Raw genomic sequence first — 17,451 nt, forward strand, 5'->3', positions numbered from 1 at the left:
GGTCGCGCCCGAAGCCCCCGGCGCAGGCCCGTCGCCGGCGCCCACCGCGCTGGCGGCCTGCCCGGCCGTCGTCCAGGTCTCGCGCAGCGCGAAACGCGCGAGCAGCGAGAGCCGCTGGATCTTGTCGTCCACCAACGCCGTGCCTTGGCGGACCTCCAGCAGGTCGAAGACGATGCCGTCGATGCGCGGACGGCGACGGACCTGGGTGTCGCTCGGCGGCTGATCGCCGAACTGCCAGCTGGCGCGGCCCTCGACGTCGCGTTCCAGCCGCAGCGCCAGTTCGCCGGCCCGCAGCGCCTTCACCCGCAAGGCCTGGCCCTGGTGGCGCAGGGCCAGCAGGTCGCTGTAGCGCAGCGTGAGGGAGGCGTCCTGCGCCTGCAGGGTCGGACCGCCGAGGGTGCTCCAGCTCGGACCGGCGACCGTGACGCTGTGCGCGCGCAGCCGCAGGTGACCGATCAGCCGCAGCTGCCAGTCCTGGCCCTCGGTGCCGTCGAACCGCACCTGGCGGTCCAGCTTCTGGCTCAGCCATTGCTCCGCCGGACGGCGCAGGAAAGGCCAGCCCAGCCATTCGCAGATGCCGATGGTGACCAGCAGCATCGCCAGCAGCGCGAGCAGTCCCATCGCCCAGCCGTGCCGGTGCCGATGTCGTCGAGGGGCCGGTCCCGGCGGCATGCCGTCCGGTCCTGCCGTGGGCGAGTCCTTCACCACCATTGTTCAAACATCCTCGAGAAGAATTCCTTGCCGCGTTGCCAGACGCCGCGGTCCTGCCAGCGCCGCAGGTCGATGGCCTGCGATGCGGCGCGGTCACGCTCGAACATGCGGGTCATCGCGTCGCCGAAGTCCTCGCCCAGCACGACGGCATTGACTTCGTTGTTGTAGACAAAGCTGCGCCAGTCCATGTTGCTGGAGCCGACGGTCGAGACGACGCCGTCGATGACCGCGGTCTTGGCGTGCAGCACCGCGTCCTGCAGCTCATGGATCCGGACGCCCGCCTTCAGCAGCCGCTCGTAGTGGCTGCGGCCGGCATGCATGACCGGCGAGAAGTCACTGCGCGAGGGCAGGATCAGCTGGACGTCGACACCGCGACCGGCAGCGTCGCAGAGCGCGTCGACCATGTCCTGGCCGGGCGCGAAATAGGCCATCGTCAGGTACACGCTGCGCTGCGCCGCGCGGATGCTGCCCAGCAGCAGGGTGTAGATGCGGTTCTCGGCATCCTGCGGGGTCGACGGGATCACCCGCATCAGCTGCCGTCCCGGCGGCGGGCCGGCCGGCGGCTCGATCGCGGCGACGGTGCCCTCGCATTGCTGCTGCGCCCAGACCTCCCGGAACATCGTGTGCAGTGCCCGCGTGGCCGGGCCGCGCACCTGGATCATGGTGTCGCGCCAGCCGTTGTCGCCGCCCTGGCCATCGGCGCCGCTGGCGGCTGCCGCGGGCTTCGGCGGCCGCGAGGCGCCGCGACTGCCCAGGCCGCCCGAGCCGGAGGAATAGACCGCGCTGATGTTGATGCCGCCGGTGAAGCCGGTCTCGCCGTCGACGACGAGGATCTTGCGGTGATCGCGGTGGGTGATCTTGTGATACCGGGCGCGCTTGAGCGGGTTGACCGGGTTGAAGGCGCAGACGGCGATGCCGCCCTGGCGCATCCGATCGAAGTAGGCGTCCTGCGTGCCCATCGAGCCGACCGCGTCGTACATCAGCGCGACCTCGACGCCCTCCGCCCGGCGCTGCAGCAGCAGGTCGGCCAGGCGCTGCGAGACATCGGCGTCCTCGATGATGTAGCTCTCGAGCACGATCTGCCGGCGCGCCTTGCCGATGGCCGAGAACATCGCGGCGAAGGTGGCCGGGCCGTCGACCAGCAGCGACGCTTCATTGCCGGCATAGAGATCGACATCGCCGAACGAGGACATCGCGGCGATCTGGCGCTTGAGCAGATCGGCCTTGCCCTGCGCGGCGGCCGCGCGCAGCGCCTGCTCCCGGTTCGCCTGGTTCATCGGCCCGCGCGGTCCGACGACGTCCACCTGCGCGGCGACCCGCGTCAGCGCCGGGGCCGACGCCGGCGGGTCGGGGAGCCGGCCATTGACCGGCGGACGCGGCGTGCCGCAGGCGACGAGTCCGAAGCTCGCGCCGAGCATCAGGAGCAGGGCCGCGACGCGCCGGCGCATCGCTCAATCCCTCAGCAGGTCGGCCAGGTCGTCGGCGTGTTCCTCTTCCTCGGCGAGGACTTCCTCGAGGATGCGACGCGTCGTCGGATCCTTGTCGCCGATCAGCTGGATCATCTGCCGGTAGGCCTCGACCGCGATGCGCTCGGCCACCAGGTTCGACCGCAGCATGGCCTTCAAGTCCTTGCTCTCGTCGTACTCGGCATGGCTGCGACGCGTCAACGAGTCCGGCTTGAAGTCGGGATCGCCGCCCAGCTGGACGATGCGCTCGGCGAGGCGGTCAGCATGCACCGCCTCCTGCGTGGCGTGCTCGAGGAACTCCTCGGCGATGCGCGGCGAGTTCAGGCCGTGCGCGGTGAAGTAGTGGCGCTTATAGCGCAGCACGCAGACCAGCTCGGTGGCCAGCGCGTCGTTGAGCAGGCGGATCACGTCATCGCGCCACGGGCCGTAGCTGGGCGTGACCGGGCCTTCGTCCAGGTGCTGGCGAGCGCGTTGCAAGGCCTGCTCGTCCAGCTGCAGGTGCTTGTGTTCAGGGGCGTTCATGGGCGGGCTCCTCTGGAGGCGGCAAACGGTGAGGTCACTTTCGCAGGGCGTTCACGCCGGTGATGCCAAGCACCAGCAGCACCAGGAAGATGACCAGGAAGATCCCGAACAGGATCTTGGCGATGCCGGCAGCGCCGGCGGCGATGCCGGTGAAGCCGAGCACGCCCGCCACCAGCGAGATCACGGCGAAGATCAAGGCCCACTTCAACATGACGATTCCTTTCAGGTGATCGGCCGCGGCGCGGCGCTTGCAGGGCATGTTGGCGCGAGGCGGCGCGGGCGGGGATCAGCAGGGTCCACGTCCGGCTGTAGGACAGCACGCCGCAGGGCGAGGCAGGGCCGGACCCGCCTCCAAAGCCCTCGGCGGCGATCGCGTGGCACTGCCGGACTCGTCCTACACACGGCACCGGCGCGGTACGACAGACGCGACCCTCGCGTCGGCCTAGCCTTGCTTCATCCTCCCTTCCCGACGTCCGACTCCGTGGCGCCCCGCGCCGGAAAGGATTCAAGATGATCAAGTTCAACAAGACCCTCTCGTCGCCGTCCACCGCCGCCCTGGTCACGGCCGGCGCCGTGCTGTCGGCCGTGATGATGGTGGCCGCGCCGGCGTTTGCCGCTGGCAGCGCCTCCAAGTCGGAGATCCAGCGCACCTACGAGAAGGAGCGGGCAGACTGCCTGTCCGGCAAGACCGGCCAGAGCCAGGCGACCTGTCTCAAGGAAGCCGGTGCCGCCCGTCAGGAGGCGTTGCGCGGCAACCTGCGCACCGCCAGCACGCAGGAACTCGCCAACAACGCGATGCTGCGCTGCCAGCGCGTCGCCGAGGCCGATCGTGAGGACTGCCGGATGATGGTGATGGGCCAGGGCACGCGCGACGGCAGCGTGCAGAGCGGCGGCATCCTGACTCGCATCGAGCGGCTGGTGCAGGAGAACCCGACCGCCGCCGGTGCGCCGGCATCGCCGCCGAGCGCCACCATGCGTCCGGGTCCCGACGTGCCGCCGCCGCGCCAGCCCAAGGCCAGCGCGCCGACGCGCTGATCGATCGCGAGGAGCGACACCATGCTGATGAAACGACTCGTCCCCATCGCCCTGTCCAGCCTGGCGGGCTACGCGCTGTGGCAATGGCAGGCGCGGCGCACCGAGCAGCGCCTGAAGACCTCCCACGGGAAACCGGAGGAAATGACCACCTGGGAAGGAGAGGGCGGCGCATTGCATCGCACCGGGCCGCACATGGGGCCGCAGCCGTCCAAGCCGTCGCACTGATCCGGTTTTTCGCTCAGGGCCGCGGAGTGTTCCAACGGGCCCGAAGCGAAAAGGCCTGCCACCCCTGTGCCGGGGTGGCAGGCCATTCGTCGTGGATGGTCCTGTGAAGGGAGGCGCCGCGCCGGCGCCTGCATGGGACCGTCAGGAAGCGCGCCCGGCGGGATGCCGGGCGCTCCTTCGGTCAGCCGCCGGAGCCCTGCTGCGGCTCGCGCAGGAAGATCTCGACCCGGCGGTTCTTCGCGCGGTTCTCGGCGCTGTCGTTCGACACCATCGGCTCGCGGGATCCGCGGCCGGCGACCTCGATCCGGTCGGCGCGCACGCCGCGGTCGGCCAGGTAACCGCGCACGCTCTCCGCCCGGCGCAGCGACAGCGGATCGTTGATCGCGTCGCTGCCGGTGTTGTCGGTGTGACCGACGACCCGCACCACCGTCGGCGACGGATTGCTGTTCAGCCCGTTGGCGAAGGCGTCCAGCACCGGGCGCAGGCGCGGCTCGAGCGTCGCGCTGTTGGTCGCGAACGAGATGTCGCTCGGGACATCGAGCTTGAGCTGGTTGTCGGCGGTGCGCGTCACTTCGACGCCGGTGCCTTGCGTGGCTTGTTCCATCGCGCGGCGCTTGTCCTCCATGTGGCGCGACCAGACATTGCCGGCCACCGCGCCCACGGCGCCACCGATCAGGGCGCCGGTGCCGGCCTTGCCGCCGGTGGCCGAGCTGATCACCGCGCCGGTGACCGCGCCGATCGCCGCGCCGCCCGCGGTGCCGCGCTGGCGTTCATCCATGTTGGCGCAGCCTGCCAGGACGGCCGCCGCGAGGGCAGCCACGGCCAGACGGGGGTGTCGCATCTGCATGTCGATTCTCCTTGTGCTCCGGATAAGAAAACCCAACGGCCCGGATGGCAGTCCCGCCGTCCGCGCGGAGTGCTTCCGTGCGGCGGCGGCCTGACCCGAGGCCGGCGGATGAGTTGCCCGTGCGTTGCGCCGGGGTTCCGGCGCACGCACGGCTGACGGTGATCGCCAGGGGCAAGCGCGGCGCCCGCGCGATCCCATTGATCTCAGTCAGCGCAACCCACCTATAACTGCTAGTCGATGGTCAGGGATGACAGGGGTTTGCTATTTGGTCTCGAGTGGGCGATTCCTAGCATGAAGCCTTGTTCTTCCACTCCGCGGAAAGTCATGTCCCGCCCCTCCGACCCCGGCCGCATCCCCGTCAGCGATGCGACGACTTCGCCGCCCCGCCCGTCGCGCGAACCCCTCAGCCCCCATGTCCGTTACGCCAGCCAGCCGATCATCGATCGCACGGGCCGCGTCGTCGCGACCGAGTTGCTGTTCCGTTGGAATGGCGATGACGGACCGGTCGGCCCGGAACTCGGCGCGCAGGCGACCGCCGCCGTGCTGTCCAACGCGCTGATCGACGGCGCGCTCCTGACCGGCGCGACCGCCGCGGAGCATCCGCTGGGCGATCTGCTGGTCAACATGGACGGCCGCACGCTGATGAGCCCGGTCGCCGAGGCGATGACCCCCGACGTCGGCGTCATCGAGTTGCTGGAGACGGTCGAGGTGGACACCGCCCTCGTGCGGCGGATCCAGGCTCTGCATGGTCGGGGCTACCGGTTCGCGCTGGACGACATCGTGTCCCTGGACGACCCGCGGTGGGCCCTGGCGCCCTGGGCCCAGTTCGCCAAGATCGACATGCTGGGGCTCGCTCCGTTGGCATTGCGATCGCTGATCCGGCAGGCACATCAGCTCGGCCTGGCCGTGATCGCGGAGAAGGTCGACCACAACGAGGCCCACCAGCGTGCGCTGCGTGCTGGCGCGGACTTCTTCCAGGGTTATGGCATCGCGCGCCCGGCCACGATCGCCGTGCCGGCACTGCCCGCAGCCGACGGTCGCGTGGTGGCCCAGCTGCTGCAACTCGCGGGTGCCGGTGCCTGCGCCGACACGCTGGCCATGGTGGCGGGCTTGCATCCGTCGCTCGTCGCGCGGCTGCTGCGCGTGCAGGAGATCCATGCAGCGCAGAGCGTGTCCACCTCCGAATCGCTGGCGGAGGTGCTGGCCTCGGTGCCTCGCCCGGTCCTGATGGCCTGGCTCTCGGTGTTCGGCATTGCCGCGATCCACGGCCGGGAGCATCCGCTGAGCGCCCGGCTGCGTGAAGAACTGGCGCAGGGGCAGCGGCGCTTGAAGGAGCAGGGGCGGGTGAGAACGCCCACCGATGCCGATCGGGCGTCGTTCTACATGTGCAGACAGCTGCTGCGCATGCGGCTGCGGCAAGGTGGACGCAACTGGCCGCCAGCGGTGACGAAGCCCGTTGTGCGGAGGTCCGCGCTGCCGGAAACGCCGCGCCTGTGATCGATGCCAAGTTCGACGCCGCATGCAAGAAGCCGCCCTCGGGCGGCTTCTTCATTTCAGTACGGCGACTGGGTCGACGCAGCCATCAGTCGTCGATCAGCCCGTGCATGCGGGCGACGCTGGTCGCCATCGCGCGCGAGTTCACATTCAGCTTGCGATAGATCGAGCGCAGGTGCTGGTTCACCGTGAAGCGCGAGATCGACAGCCGGTTGCCGATGTCGACGATCGGCAGGCCTTCGATCAGCAGGTTCAGCACGCTCCATTCACGTTGTCCCAGGCCGAGCTCCTTGAGCTTCTGGGCACGGTCGACCTTGGGCTTCACGCCGGTCTCCAGGCTTTCCAGCTTGTCCAGCACCAGGCGCGACACCGCCGGGCTCAGCGGCGCGTGGCCGTTGTGGGTGGCAATGATCTTGTCGATCAGGCTGGGTTGGATCTCCTCCTTGAGCAGATAGCCGGAAGCGCCCGAGCGCAGGCTGCGCATCACGTGCTTGCTGTCGCCGAAGGTGCTGATCACCAGACTGCGCGCGTCCGGGCACTTTTCGCTGATCAGCTTGATCAGGTCGATGCCGTCCACGTCCGGCAGGCCCAGGTCCACCAGATAGATGTCGGCGCGGTTGGCCAGGATCGCGGAGACCGATTCGCCGCGGTTGCGGCCGATGCCCACGATCTGGCAGGCGCTGCTGGCGGACACGACGTCGATCAGGCGTTGGAGAACTGCCGCGTCGTCTTCGATGATGGTGACAGTGATCATGTGTGGAATCCCCTGAAGGTCTGGATTGTTGTGAAGTGGGAAAGGGGTCGTGCCCTCAGCGCTCGCCGAGGGACTCCGACATCGTCTTCTTGACGGGCTTGAGCAGGTAGTCCAGCACCGTGTGGCGGCCGGTGATGACCTCCACCGTGGCGGTCATGCCCGGCTGCATCACGATGCGATCGGCCTTCTCGCCCTTGAAGCGCTTGCCGCCGACGCGGATGTGGGTCCGGTAATAGGGCTGCTCGCCTTGCGGGGTGCGCTCCGTCAGCGCATCGGGACTGACGTAGGTCACGACGCCATCCAGCGCACCGTAGATGCTGTAGTCGAAGGCATCGAGCTTGATCGTGGCCGGCATGCCGGGGCGGACAAAGCCGATGTCAGCCGCGCGGAGCCGTGCTTCGATGATCAGGTCGTCCCCGGTCGGCAGCAGTTGCATGATCTCGTCGCCGGCGCGCAGCACCGCGCCGACCGTGGTCAGCGTGATCAGGTTGACGACGCCGTCCACCGGCGCGCGCAGCGCCGTGTGCTCGAGATTGCCGCGGCGATCGTTCAGCATCTGCTGGACGCTGGCGAGTTCCTCTTCCGTCTTGGCCAGTTCGGCCTGCGCGTCCTGCAGGAAGCGGTTGCGACGCGTCGTGACCTGACCCGCCGCCTCGTTCGCGGCGCGCTGCAGGCGCAGGAACTCGGCGGCGCTGATGTCACCTACCTTGAACAGTGGTTCGTTCAGTTCCACTTCGCGCCGGGCGAGCTCGGCGGACTTGGACAGCACCGCCAGTTCCTCCTCGAGCGCGGTGTGGCGGCGCTCGTACAAGCGTCGCTGCAGTTCATTGAAGGCGCCGGTGCCGGCCGGGCGATATGGTGTGCCGAGGGTCTCCGCGCGCAGTCGCGCCAGCGAGGCGTTCAGCGCTGCGGATTTCTCGCTCGAATCCGCCAGCGCGGCGCTGGCCTTGGTGTTGTCCAGCTGGACCAGCAGGTCGCCCTTGCGCACGGCCTCTCCCTCATGCACGAACAGTTGCTCCACCACGCCACCATCGGGCGCCTGGATGACTTGTGTGCGGGAGGATGCCATGACCTTGCCACTGGCGCGAGTCACTTGTTCGATCTCGGCCTGAGAGGCCCACCACAGCCCGGCCCCCAGGGCCGCCAGCGTGGCGATGACGGTCCAGCGGATCCGAGTCTGGTCGTCGTGCGGCGCATTCGCGTGTTTCATAGGAATCTCCGGAAGGCAGGGGTCATGGCGCCGTCGCGACGGCGCGAACGGTGGGCGGGGCCGGGGTGGTGGACGGGGCGGGCGGCGCGACGCGGCCCTGCAGCCGGGCGACGACCTCATCGCGCGGTCCGTCCAGCACGACGCCCTGGGGCGACAGCACGATCACCCGATCGACCAGCGCCAGCATCGAGAGGCGGTGCGTCACGAGCAGCAAGGTCGCCTCGGGCTTCAGCAGCTGCTTCATCAGGCGGACCGTCGACTGCTCCAGCGCGTCATCCATGCCCGAGGTCGGCTCATCGAGCAGCCACACCGGGCGGTCGGCCAGGACCAGCCGGGTCAGCGCGACCAGTTGGCGTTGGCCGCCCGACAGGCCGCGCCCGCCCTCGGACAACTTCCGGTCCAGGCCCAGCGGGTGCTGCGTGACCATGGGCCACAGGCCGGTCCTGCGGCAGGCCGCCATCAGCACTTCGTCGCTGACATCGGGCAGACCGAAGAGCAGGTTCTCGCGCAGCGTTCCGGCGAACAGCCAGGCGTGCTGCGGGCCATAGGCCAGATGCGATGCACGCCAGCCGGCGTGGATCTGCTGCTGGTCCACGCCGTCGAGGTAGACCGTGCCGCGCGTCGGCTTCGACAGGCCGCAAGCCAGCGACAGCAGCGTCGTCTTGCCGGCGCCGACGGTGCCCAGGATCGCGACCTTGTCGCCAGGACGGATGTGCAGATGACCGATGCGCAGCGGCTCCTTCTGGCCGGGGTAGGCGAATTCGACATCGTCGAAGCGCAGCTCGCCGCGGACGGTCTCGGGGACGATGGGGCGTTCGATGGCCTCGTTGTCGACCTGCAGCTTGAAGATCGCGTCGAGCGCCTTCATCGAGGCGCGCGCGCTGCCCAGTTGCACCAGCAGCGGCGGGATGGAGGCCAGCGGCGACAGCACACGGCCGGAGAGGATCGAGCACGCGACGATCGCGCCCTGCGTCAGCTGTCCTTCGATCGCGAGGACGGCGCCGACGCAGATCAGCGAGATGTAGCTGACCTGCTGCAGCGCAGCGGCGATGTAGGAGGTGGTGTCGCTTTCATGCTTGAGCGCCTGGCTCTGCGCGGCATTCACTTCGCACAGCCCGGCCCAGCGGGCCTCGAAGCGCCATGCCGCGCCCAGGCCCTTGATGGCTTCGGTGCCTTCGATGGTTTCCACCAGCAGGCCGGTCTTGGCATTCGCGCCGGACTGGTTGCTCGCGGTCAGGCGGACGATGCGCCGGGCGCGCAGCAGGCCGGTGAGCACGGTGACGCCGAACAGCACGAGCGCCGGCAGCGCCATCCAGAAGCCGCCGATCGCCGCGATGACCAAGGCGAAGATCAGCGCCATCGGCATGTCGAAGAGCAGGAACAGCGTGCTGGTCGACAGGATCCCGCGGATCGATTCGAAGCTCTGGACTTGCGAGGCGAGCGTGCCGACCGAGCCGGGGCGCTGGTCCAGGCGCACCGCGTTCAGGCGTGCCATCAGCGCCTTGGAGATGCCGATGTCCAGCCGCTTCAGTCGCGGCTCCAGCAGCGAAGCCCGGGCCAGCTTCAGCAGGAATTCGATCAGCACGGCCAAGCCGACGCCGGCGGTCAGCACCCACAGGGTCTGGACGCCCTGGTTGGGGATGACCCGGTCGTAGACCTGCATGGAGAAGAACGAGATCGCGATGCCGATCGTCGCCAGCACCCCGGAAAGTCCCGCGGCCTCCATGAAGACCGGCCATTGCCCGCGGATCTGCGAAAGCATCATGCCGCGCGCGCTGGAAACGCCTGACGGCGCGAGGTCGGCGTCGGCGATCGCGTGGAGGCAGGGAATGGCATCGAGGACCAGGTCGCGGTGCAGACCGTCGGCGCCGGCGCAGGTCCAGAGCCCTTGCGCTGTCCGGGCCGTCACCACCTGCCATCCGCGTTCGGGGTGATGGCACAACAAGGGCAGCGCGGCGCGCTGGGGCTCGGGCAGCACGACGAACCGGGTCTGCTCATCCACACGTCCGGCAAGGTCGCGCGCCGCGTCCAGGCCGTCGCCGGCCAGCGCGGACGCCGCGCCATGCTGGCGGATCCGTTCAAGCGGAATGGGCCGGCCCGTGATGCGCATCCATTGCGCGAGGACGGTGGCGAGTGCGTCGGATGCGGGCGGTGGCGCGGTCGTTGAACCGGACGCGGAGGAGAGAAGGGCGGTCATGGCGGAGATCCTGAAAAGGGGCGGCGAGGAGTCGGCGGGCCGGCGGTGCTCATTCGCGGGCGGCGGCGTCGCCCAGCAGCAGCGCCAGGCGGTACCGGCCAGCGCGTTCGTCGATCGCGGCATCGCGCTGGGTCTGGCGGGTGGCGTGGGCTTCGCGGACCATGTTCAGCAGGTCCAGCCAGGCACGTTTGCCCGCCTCGAACTGCCGGCGGTAGGACGCCAGGACCTCTTCGCCGGTGGCGGCGGTGAGTTCGGCGTTGCGCAGCGAAGCGCCGGCCGCGGCGAAGCGCGTGTACTCCAGCTGGTAGTTGCCCAGGAGGTCCTGCTCGGTCGCGGCGACCGCCGCCTCCGCGGCGGCGATGCGGGCGCGTGCCGCGTTGACGCCGGCGAGCCCGGCCAGCCCGCCCTGCAGGCCGGCCTGGAACACGAGACCGACGCGCTGATCCCGGTAGGCGCCGCTCTGGTGCTCCAGGCGCAGGCTGACGGTAGGCATCAGCGCCGCCTTGGCCTTGGCCAGTTCGTCGCGCGCCAGATCGACGTTGGCGCGCGCCAGCGCGATCTCAGGGGCGAGCTGGATGCGGTCCAGCACCTGGTTCAGCGCGGGTGCGGCCGGCTGCTCGCCGTCGAGCGCCGCCCGCAGGGACGGCTCGACCGGGCGACGAGCCAGGCGCGCCAGGCGGTCCCGCTGAAGGCCCTCTTCGAGCCGCGCCTGGGCGAGTTCGGCCTGGACGGCGCTTGCCCGGGAAGCCGCGAGCGCCGCATCGGCGTTGGTCGCGACGCCGGCCGCGTAGCGACGCCGGATCATGTCGAGCAGTTGGCGATGGCTGTCCTGCAGCGTCTCCAGCGCGTCGACGCGCCCCCGGGCCTTCGCCCAGTCCGCCCAGGTCTGGACGATCCTGAGCTTGAGCTGCAGTTGGGCCGCGAGCAACTCCTGCTGACTGCTGCGCAGGGCCGTCCGGGCGGCGCCCAGGTTGGCGGTCAGCAGGCCGCCGCTGTACAGCGGCTGCTGCAGGCGCACCACGTTCACATAGCGGTGGCTGCCGCTGGCGAGCTCCCGGCTGATGCTGGGCGAGGGGCCGAACTGCCATTTCGCCGCGGTGATGCCGTCCTCGGCCGCGGCGATCGACGCGCGGGCGCGCTCGATCGAGGGATCCTCGGCCAGGGCGGTCACCAGGAAATCATCCATCTCCGCGCCCCAGCGGGTAGTGGACGGCGATGCGCTGGCAACGCCTGCGGCCGAGACGGCGGTGTCGTGCGCGGGGACGGGCGTGGTCGGCGTCTCGTCGGCCGCGGCCCGGGCGGCGCTCGCCGACAGCGTCGCGGCGACCGCGATATACCGCCATTTCGAGGTGGAAATAATCGCCCGCTTCGGCGCGCGGGATGAATTCTGAGTCAGCACCGGAAACTCCGTGGAGTGGTTTTGCTTCGGTGCTCAGTTTCGTTTCCCGTCTTGCCGGTCAACAATAGCATCTATTTGCTAGCCTTTTGTCACCCGTCGACCTGCCTCCCCTGAATGGCGAATGAGCACTAGCAAATTTGAGTAGTGGTCGTCGGCCGAGGCCGGGCGGGGAATGTCGGTTGCCGACATCCGGTCTCCACCACTCCTCCCCAAGGAAGCGCCATGACCGCCCCTTCTGAAGACCTGGATCCGTGCATGCGGGCCTGCGCCGAGGCGCTGCTCGCCACCCGCCAGTGCGCGAACGCCTGTATCCGTTCCGGCGACCGCACCCTGGAGGCCTGTGCCCTGCTCGACCTGGATTGCGCCGACATCTGCGAGGCGACGCTGGGCGCGCTTTCGCGTCAGTCCGAGCACCACGGTGACTTCTGCGCGTTGTGTGCCCACCTGTGCCGGGCATGCGCCGAGGAGTGCGAGCGGCATTCCCATGCCCATTGCAAGCGTTGCGCTCAAGCCTGCCGCGCTTGCGCAGCCGCCTGCGATGACCATGCCGGCGAACGGCATCGGCTGCAGCCGGCCGGCTGAGCGGCGCGCCATGCGTCCAGGGTTTTCGTGCCTGGATTCTGATATTCAGCACGTCGGTGCTGAATATTCACTTGTCGCTGGAATATGTCCGATCAGATTGGCGGCGTGATACCGCGAAAGCGAGAGCTTCCTGGATCGGATGGATATATTCGTGTCAAGGACGAACGCTTGGATTCACGGCCGGATATTGAGGGCGATTTGATGCTTCGCAAATCCGCCGCCCAACCGACGGTCGGACCCGCCCATCAGCCGGAGGGGAGCGGCTCGACCCGAGGAGTCGCGAGGGCCGACACGAGCGGCAAGGTCAGGGTCGAGCGCGCACCGTCCGGCCCGCGCTCGAAGCGGTATTCCCCGCCCATGCGGCGAGCGCGCTCCCGCATGTTGACGAGGCCCTGGCCGGTGGAGGTGCCGAAGGCCGGCCGCACCGGTGACGGCGAGCCGGTGGCCGATTGGCCATCGTCCTCGACCACCAGGACCAGGGCGTCTCCTTCCAGCCGCAGCGACAGGCCCAGGTGCGAGGCCCGCGCGTACTTCAGCGTATTGGCCACGCTCTCCTCGACGATGCGCATCACCTCCTTGGACAGGCCCCCGAGCAGCACGCACTCCCGGTCGTTCTCGATGTCGTAGCTGACCTGGAAATCGGGCGCGCTCAACAGCGCATCCAGGTCCACGCTGTAGTCGAACAGGATGTCCTGGATCGGCCGGTGCTCGGTGGTGTCGGTCTCGCTGATGACCTCGCGCACGCCCTGGAGCACATCCAGCAGTCCGCGCTCGACCTGGTCGCGGTCCAGGCGGCCGTCCCGGACGCTGAAGATCGTCCGCACCAGCTTGGATCCGATGCCGTCGTGCAACTCGCTGTAGATCCGTTCGCGCTCCTCCTGCGCCGCTTCGCCGCGCTCCAGGTCGCGCTGCCGGGCGTGGCTGACGGCGAGTTCCATCTCGCGGCGGCGCAGCGCCTCGGCGAGGATGCGGTTGGCTTCGCGCACATGCTCGACGCTGGCGCGGAACTTCGTCAGGTGCACCCGCGCCATCACGATCAGCAGCGGCGGCAGGGCCAGGTGGGTCAGGTAGATCGGCGCGGTGAGCAGGCGCACCAGGGTCCAGTCGTCATCGCGGGGCGGCCGCCGGACCAACTGCATCAGCACGTTGTAGTCATGCAGGATGAGCGCGCCGGCCACCAGCACCGCCACCAGCAACAGCATCGCGTCGCTGCTGCGGGTCCGCCAGGCATGCCGCGCCAGGCGGAAGACGGCCCAGCCCTGGAAAGGCATCAGCACCCAGATCCAGAACATGTCCAGGTCCCACTCGACCAGCTGTCCGAGGAAGGGCCACACCGTCGCCGCACCCGCCGAGATGGCCACCAGCGTGCCCAGCGCGCGGCGACTCAGCGGCTGGTCGATGTAGCGCAGGATGAACTGGATCAGCAGCACGTTCAGCGCACCGGCGCACAGGTAGAAGGCCCAGAGCCAGAACGGGCGCCAGGGCGCCGGCATGTAGATCCACAGGGAGAGCGTGTAGACCGCGGCCCAGATCAGCGAGGCCGCGCCGAGCAGCCCGAAGGCCGGGTCGCTCCGGTTCGCCAACCACACGCCCACCATGAACAGGCCGGCCAGCAGGCAGAAGCCGCGCGAAGCATTCGCCAGGGTGCGGCACAGGAAGTCGATCGATTCGGCGACGTAGAAGGCGTGATCCGTGGGACCGACCAGCATTGGCGCGATGGTGAAGTAGGGCTCCCAGCTGTTGACCTCGATGGTGACGAGGTTCGGCCCGTCGCTGCGCAGCAGCTTGCGCGGCAGTTCAATGACCAGCGGTCGGAACCACATGAAGCGGGCATGCGGCCGTGATTGCGCCAGGCCGTTGAGCCAGACGCCGTTCAGGTAGACGTCGGCGCCATTGATCGCCTGCGAAAGCACCAGGCTCTTGGCGGGCGGTCGCCGCGTCGTGGCCGCCTCGCCGTCGCGCGCGGGATCGAAGCCGTCGTCCGGACCGATGAACGGCCCCAGGTCGATCTCGAAGACGGCGCGGTGCAGGGCCCGGTCGCCGTCGGACCGGACGAAAGCGGGGAGCGCGAGACGGTCCTGGGCGTCGACGAGTCGGCCCCCATCGCCGCGGCCCTCCGGGTCGGTCAGGGAAAGCTCGCGGAGTTCGAAACGCCTGACCTCGGGCACGGCGGCCAGCAAGCCGGTGGGCAGGCTGGCCGCCCAGCCGGCGATCAATGCGACCAGCAGGAGGACCGAGATCGCGACAACGAACCGGACCCGCCGCGCCAGTACGTCGTCCCGGCCGGCGGGGGCCGGCTGCGTGGCGTCGAGCGCCAAGTCAGTGGAGCGCCAGGTTCAGCTGGTCGACCACCTCGGCCCAGTCGGCATCGTCCAGCAGCATGTCGCGCAGCGCCTTCGCCTGGGCCGGCGTCCAGAATGGCGCGTCCTGGACCTTGACGCCGCCCGGCAGTGGGCGATGGCGCGTGATGAAGGCGCGGATGTCGGCCTCACCGGCGGGCAGTCCCAGTTGCTCGAACAGCGCCGAGAACGGATGGACGACGGGTTCCATGGGGTGTACTCCTTGCGCGCTCGCGCTCCGCACATACTCATCAAGGCTAACATCACCAGCCTAACTCACAAGAGCCAGTCCAATGGCCGCAACACCTCGGGTCGGAGGACGTCCGTGGCGCGTGCCCCGGATGGAATGAGAGAGCAGTGATCACCACCCATTTCCACATCTGCGCGTTCTTCGACAGTCGCGAGGAGGCCGGCCAGGTGCTGGCGCCGTTCTATCGCGAGGCGCAGGCGCGCAACGAATGCAACCTGCACCTGGTCGAGGCGGACCGGCTCGACGAGCATCGCACGCGACTGGGCGCCGCCGGCATCGACGTGCCGGCCTGCGAGCGTTGCGGACAGCTGGTGCTGCGACCGTGGCCTGACAGCGCCGGCGGCTTCGACGTCGAGGGACTGCTCGAGGCGATGGACCGCGCCACGGCGGAGCGCGGCGCGGCGTCCAGCCCCTTCGATGGCTTGCGGGTCATGGCGCAGATGGGCTGGGCGGTCCGTCCCGGCATCGACCGGCTGGACCTGCTGGAATACGAGGCGCGACTCAACCGCGTGCTGGACACGAACCAGCAGCTCGCGATCTGCGTCTACGACCTGGCGCCGCTGGATGGCGCCACCATGATGGACCTGCTGCGGACGCATCCGCTCACGATGATCGGCGGCGTGCTGCGCGAGAATCCCTTTTTCACGCCGCCGGCCGAGATGCTGCGCGAGCTGTTCGCGCGTCGCGCCACCGGCCGGCGCCGCGGACGGTCGGCACCGGCGGCCCTTCCAGTGCCGGCACCGGGCCGGCGGGCCGAATGACCACGATGTCCCGAGAAAGAGAACCGTCCGCCGCCGATCGGGCGCTGCGAGACCTGATGGGTTTGCTGGCGTTGCCCGCGCTGTGGGTGGGCCGCGACGCCGCCACCGTGCTGCAGCTGACGACCGAGGCGGTCAACCGCATCGTCGGCACCGCCGTCTGCCTGGTGCATGCGCCGCTGGTGCCCGACGCCGCGCCCACGACGCTGCTGCAACTGGGCGGGGTGCGCGTCGCGCATGACGCGTGGACCGACTTCATCACCGCCTGCCGGCAGATGCCCGACGCCGCCGACACCGCCACCGCGCTCGAATCGCCGCTGGGCACCTTGCGCGTCGTGCGCCTGTACCTCGGGCCAGCCGGTCGCGCGGGCAGCCTGTGGTTCGGCTCGTCGCGGCCGGACTTCCCCTCCGCGCACCAGAGCGCCTTCATGCGCGCGGCCGCGACGCTGGCATCCACCGGCCTGCACGCCGCCCGACTGGACCATGAGCGTGAACGCGCCGCCAGCGCCAAGGACGAGTTCCTGGCGATGCTCGGTCATGAACTGCGCAATCCGCTGGCGCCGATCTCCACGGCGCTGCACCTGATCCGGCTGCAGACCGGCCAGCTCTCGCGCGAGCACGAGATCATCGAGCGCCAGGTCGGCCATCTGTCCAAGCTGGTCGACGACCTGCTCGACATCACCCGCATCACGCGCGGCAAGATCGAGCTGTCGCGCGAGCCAGTGGATGTGCCTTTCCTGCTGAGCGATGCGATCGAGGGCGTCAGCCCGCTGCTCGAGGAACGCAACCACCAGTTGCGCGTCGCCTGCGACGTCGGTCCGGAGCTGCGGCTGGTCGGCGACCGGGCGCGGCTGCGGCAGGTGGTGGTCAACCTGCTGAGCAACGCCGCCAAGTACACGCCGACCAACGGCCAGATCCGCGTCGCCGCGCGTGCCGAAGGCCAGGCGCTGGTGATCGAGGTCCAGGACAACGGCGCGGGCATCGATGCCGAGATGCTGCCGCGGGTGTTCGAACTGTTCGAGCAGGGCTCGACGACTCTGGACCGCTCCAAGGGCGGGCTTGGCATCGGCCTGGCGATCGTGAAGCAGCTCGTCGAGATGCACCACGGCCAGGTGGCGGTGCACAGCGAGGGCCCGGGGCAGGGCGCGACCTTCCGGGTCACGCTCCCGGCCGAGATCCATGCGGTGCCACCGGAACCCGGTCCGGCCGCCGAGGCGCTGGACACGCTGCCGCCGGTGCAGGGACGGGTGCTGGTCGTCGACGACAACCGGGATGCCGCCGAGACGCTCGGGCTGGCGCTGCGTTACGCCGGCTACGACGTGGTCACCACGACGCTGCCGCAGGAGGCGCTCGATCGACTGCGCGGCTCGCGTTTCGACGCCGCGGTGCTCGACATCGGCATGCCGGTCATCGACGGCTACCAGCTCGCGACGCTGATCCACGGCGAGCTCGGCACGACCGCGCCGCGGCTGATCGCGTTGACCGGCTACGGCCAGGCCTCCGACCGCGACAAGGCCCTGAGCAGCGGGTTCGACGAGCACATGGTCAAGCCGATCGACCTGGACCGGCTGACGCGCACGCTCGAGCGCCTGATCCGCGCCGATGCGCGCTGAGGGCCCGGCCCCCCGCCAGGCGGCCCGCGCGCGGGACGGCCTCCTAGAA

General features: G+C 69.6%; 18 protein-coding genes. 7 read left to right on the forward strand and 11 right to left on the reverse strand.

Annotation, left to right across the window (positions count from 1 at the left end):
• From CS062_RS14690 to CS062_RS14705, 4 genes are all read right to left on the reverse strand, one after another.
• Positions 1–711: AsmA family protein (locus tag CS062_RS14690; protein WP_199174248.1), on the reverse strand; the 711-nt coding region annotated here is incomplete at its 3' end.
• Positions 702–2,159 carry a phospholipase D-like domain-containing protein gene (locus CS062_RS14695; RefSeq protein WP_099862364.1) on the reverse strand — a complete coding sequence of 486 codons (1,458 nt, stop codon included), beginning with the start codon at positions 2,157–2,159 and terminating at the stop codon, positions 702–704. The genes CS062_RS14695 and CS062_RS14690, both read right to left, overlap by 10 nt.
• Positions 2,160–2,162: 3 nt before the next feature.
• Positions 2,163–2,699, reverse strand: a complete 537-nt coding sequence (locus tag CS062_RS14700) for a ferritin-like domain-containing protein (protein WP_099862365.1) — start codon at positions 2,697–2,699, stop codon at positions 2,163–2,165.
• A 34-nt stretch (positions 2,700–2,733) separates the two neighbouring features.
• Positions 2,734–2,910: a DUF1328 family protein gene (locus CS062_RS14705; protein ID WP_084452206.1), complete on the reverse strand. Its 177-nt coding sequence runs from the start codon at positions 2,908–2,910 to the stop codon at positions 2,734–2,736.
• A gap of 299 nt (positions 2,911–3,209) precedes the next feature.
• Between CS062_RS14705 and CS062_RS14710 the strand changes: the two genes are divergently transcribed.
• Positions 3,210–3,734: a hypothetical protein gene (locus CS062_RS14710; RefSeq protein ID WP_099862366.1), complete on the forward strand. Its 525-nt coding sequence runs from the start codon at positions 3,210–3,212 to the stop codon at positions 3,732–3,734.
• A gap of 21 nt (positions 3,735–3,755) precedes the next feature.
• Positions 3,756–3,959, forward strand: a complete 204-nt coding sequence (locus CS062_RS14715) for a hypothetical protein (RefSeq protein ID WP_099862367.1) — start codon at positions 3,756–3,758, stop codon at positions 3,957–3,959.
• A 181-nt stretch (positions 3,960–4,140) separates the two neighbouring features.
• Here the strand turns inward: CS062_RS14715 and CS062_RS14720 are convergent, their stop codons facing one another.
• The gene (locus CS062_RS14720) at positions 4,141–4,800 is read right to left on the reverse strand and encodes a YiaD family glycine zipper/OmpA-like lipoprotein (RefSeq protein WP_099862411.1); all 660 of its coding nucleotides are present in this window, start codon (positions 4,798–4,800) and stop codon (positions 4,141–4,143) included.
• Between the two features lie 330 nt (positions 4,801–5,130).
• On the opposite strand from CS062_RS14720, the gene CS062_RS14725 reads away from it, so the two are divergent.
• Positions 5,131–6,303 carry an EAL and HDOD domain-containing protein gene (locus tag CS062_RS14725; protein WP_158238794.1) on the forward strand — a complete coding sequence of 391 codons (1,173 nt, stop codon included), beginning with the start codon at positions 5,131–5,133 and terminating at the stop codon, positions 6,301–6,303.
• Between the two features lie 85 nt (positions 6,304–6,388).
• Here CS062_RS14725 and CS062_RS14730 read toward each other — a convergent pair whose 3' ends face one another.
• Genes CS062_RS14730 through CS062_RS14745 form a run of 4 tightly spaced genes read right to left on the reverse strand, consistent with a single transcriptional unit; the run spans position 6,389 to position 11,647 of the window.
• Positions 6,389–7,054: a response regulator gene (locus CS062_RS14730; protein WP_099862369.1), complete on the reverse strand. Its 666-nt coding sequence runs from the start codon at positions 7,052–7,054 to the stop codon at positions 6,389–6,391.
• 55 nt (positions 7,055–7,109) lie between these two features.
• Complete coding sequence (locus CS062_RS14735) at positions 7,110–8,264, reverse strand: HlyD family type I secretion periplasmic adaptor subunit (protein WP_158238795.1); 1,155 nt, start codon at positions 8,262–8,264, stop codon at positions 7,110–7,112.
• A gap of 22 nt (positions 8,265–8,286) precedes the next feature.
• Positions 8,287–10,461, reverse strand: a complete 2,175-nt coding sequence (locus tag CS062_RS14740; RefSeq protein WP_158238796.1) for an ATP-binding cassette domain-containing protein — start codon at positions 10,459–10,461, stop codon at positions 8,287–8,289.
• Between the two features lie 49 nt (positions 10,462–10,510).
• On the reverse strand, positions 10,511–11,647 hold the full coding sequence (locus CS062_RS14745) for a TolC family protein (protein ID WP_099862372.1): 1,137 nt from the start codon (positions 11,645–11,647) through the stop codon (positions 10,511–10,513).
• Positions 11,648–11,666: 19 nt separating this feature from the next.
• Between CS062_RS14745 and CS062_RS14750 the strand changes: the two genes are divergently transcribed.
• Positions 11,667–11,852 (forward strand): hypothetical protein, encoded by a 186-nt coding sequence (locus tag CS062_RS14750; RefSeq protein ID WP_099862373.1) that lies wholly within the window; start codon positions 11,667–11,669, stop codon positions 11,850–11,852.
• Between the two features lie 230 nt (positions 11,853–12,082).
• A complete protein-coding gene (locus CS062_RS14755) occupies positions 12,083–12,442 on the forward strand; it encodes a four-helix bundle copper-binding protein (protein ID WP_233218067.1) in 360 nt (119 codons plus the stop codon).
• A 245-nt stretch (positions 12,443–12,687) separates the two neighbouring features.
• On the opposite strand, the gene CS062_RS14760 is transcribed toward CS062_RS14755, so the two are convergent.
• Both CS062_RS14760 and CS062_RS14765 read right to left on the reverse strand, forming a co-directional pair.
• The gene (locus CS062_RS14760; RefSeq protein ID WP_099862374.1) at positions 12,688–14,760 is read right to left on the reverse strand and encodes a sensor histidine kinase; all 2,073 of its coding nucleotides are present in this window, start codon (positions 14,758–14,760) and stop codon (positions 12,688–12,690) included.
• 1 nt (position 14,761) lies between these two features.
• Complete coding sequence (locus CS062_RS14765) at positions 14,762–14,992, reverse strand: DUF2789 domain-containing protein (RefSeq protein WP_099862375.1); 231 nt, start codon at positions 14,990–14,992, stop codon at positions 14,762–14,764.
• Positions 14,993–15,138: 146 nt separating this feature from the next.
• Between CS062_RS14765 and CS062_RS14770 the strand changes: the two genes are divergently transcribed.
• Positions 15,139–15,792: an MEDS domain-containing protein gene (locus CS062_RS14770; protein WP_099862376.1), complete on the forward strand. Its 654-nt coding sequence runs from the start codon at positions 15,139–15,141 to the stop codon at positions 15,790–15,792.
• Positions 15,789–17,402, forward strand: a complete 1,614-nt coding sequence (locus CS062_RS14775; RefSeq protein WP_099862377.1) for a hybrid sensor histidine kinase/response regulator — start codon at positions 15,789–15,791, stop codon at positions 17,400–17,402. The genes CS062_RS14770 and CS062_RS14775 overlap by 4 nt, the downstream gene beginning before the upstream one ends.
• The last annotated feature ends 49 nt before the right edge of the window (positions 17,403–17,451 follow it).

Origin of the sequence: Roseateles chitinivorans (assembly GCF_002761755.1) — a bacterium.
Classification (GTDB): Bacteria; Pseudomonadota; Gammaproteobacteria; order Burkholderiales; family Burkholderiaceae_C; genus Roseateles; species Roseateles chitinivorans.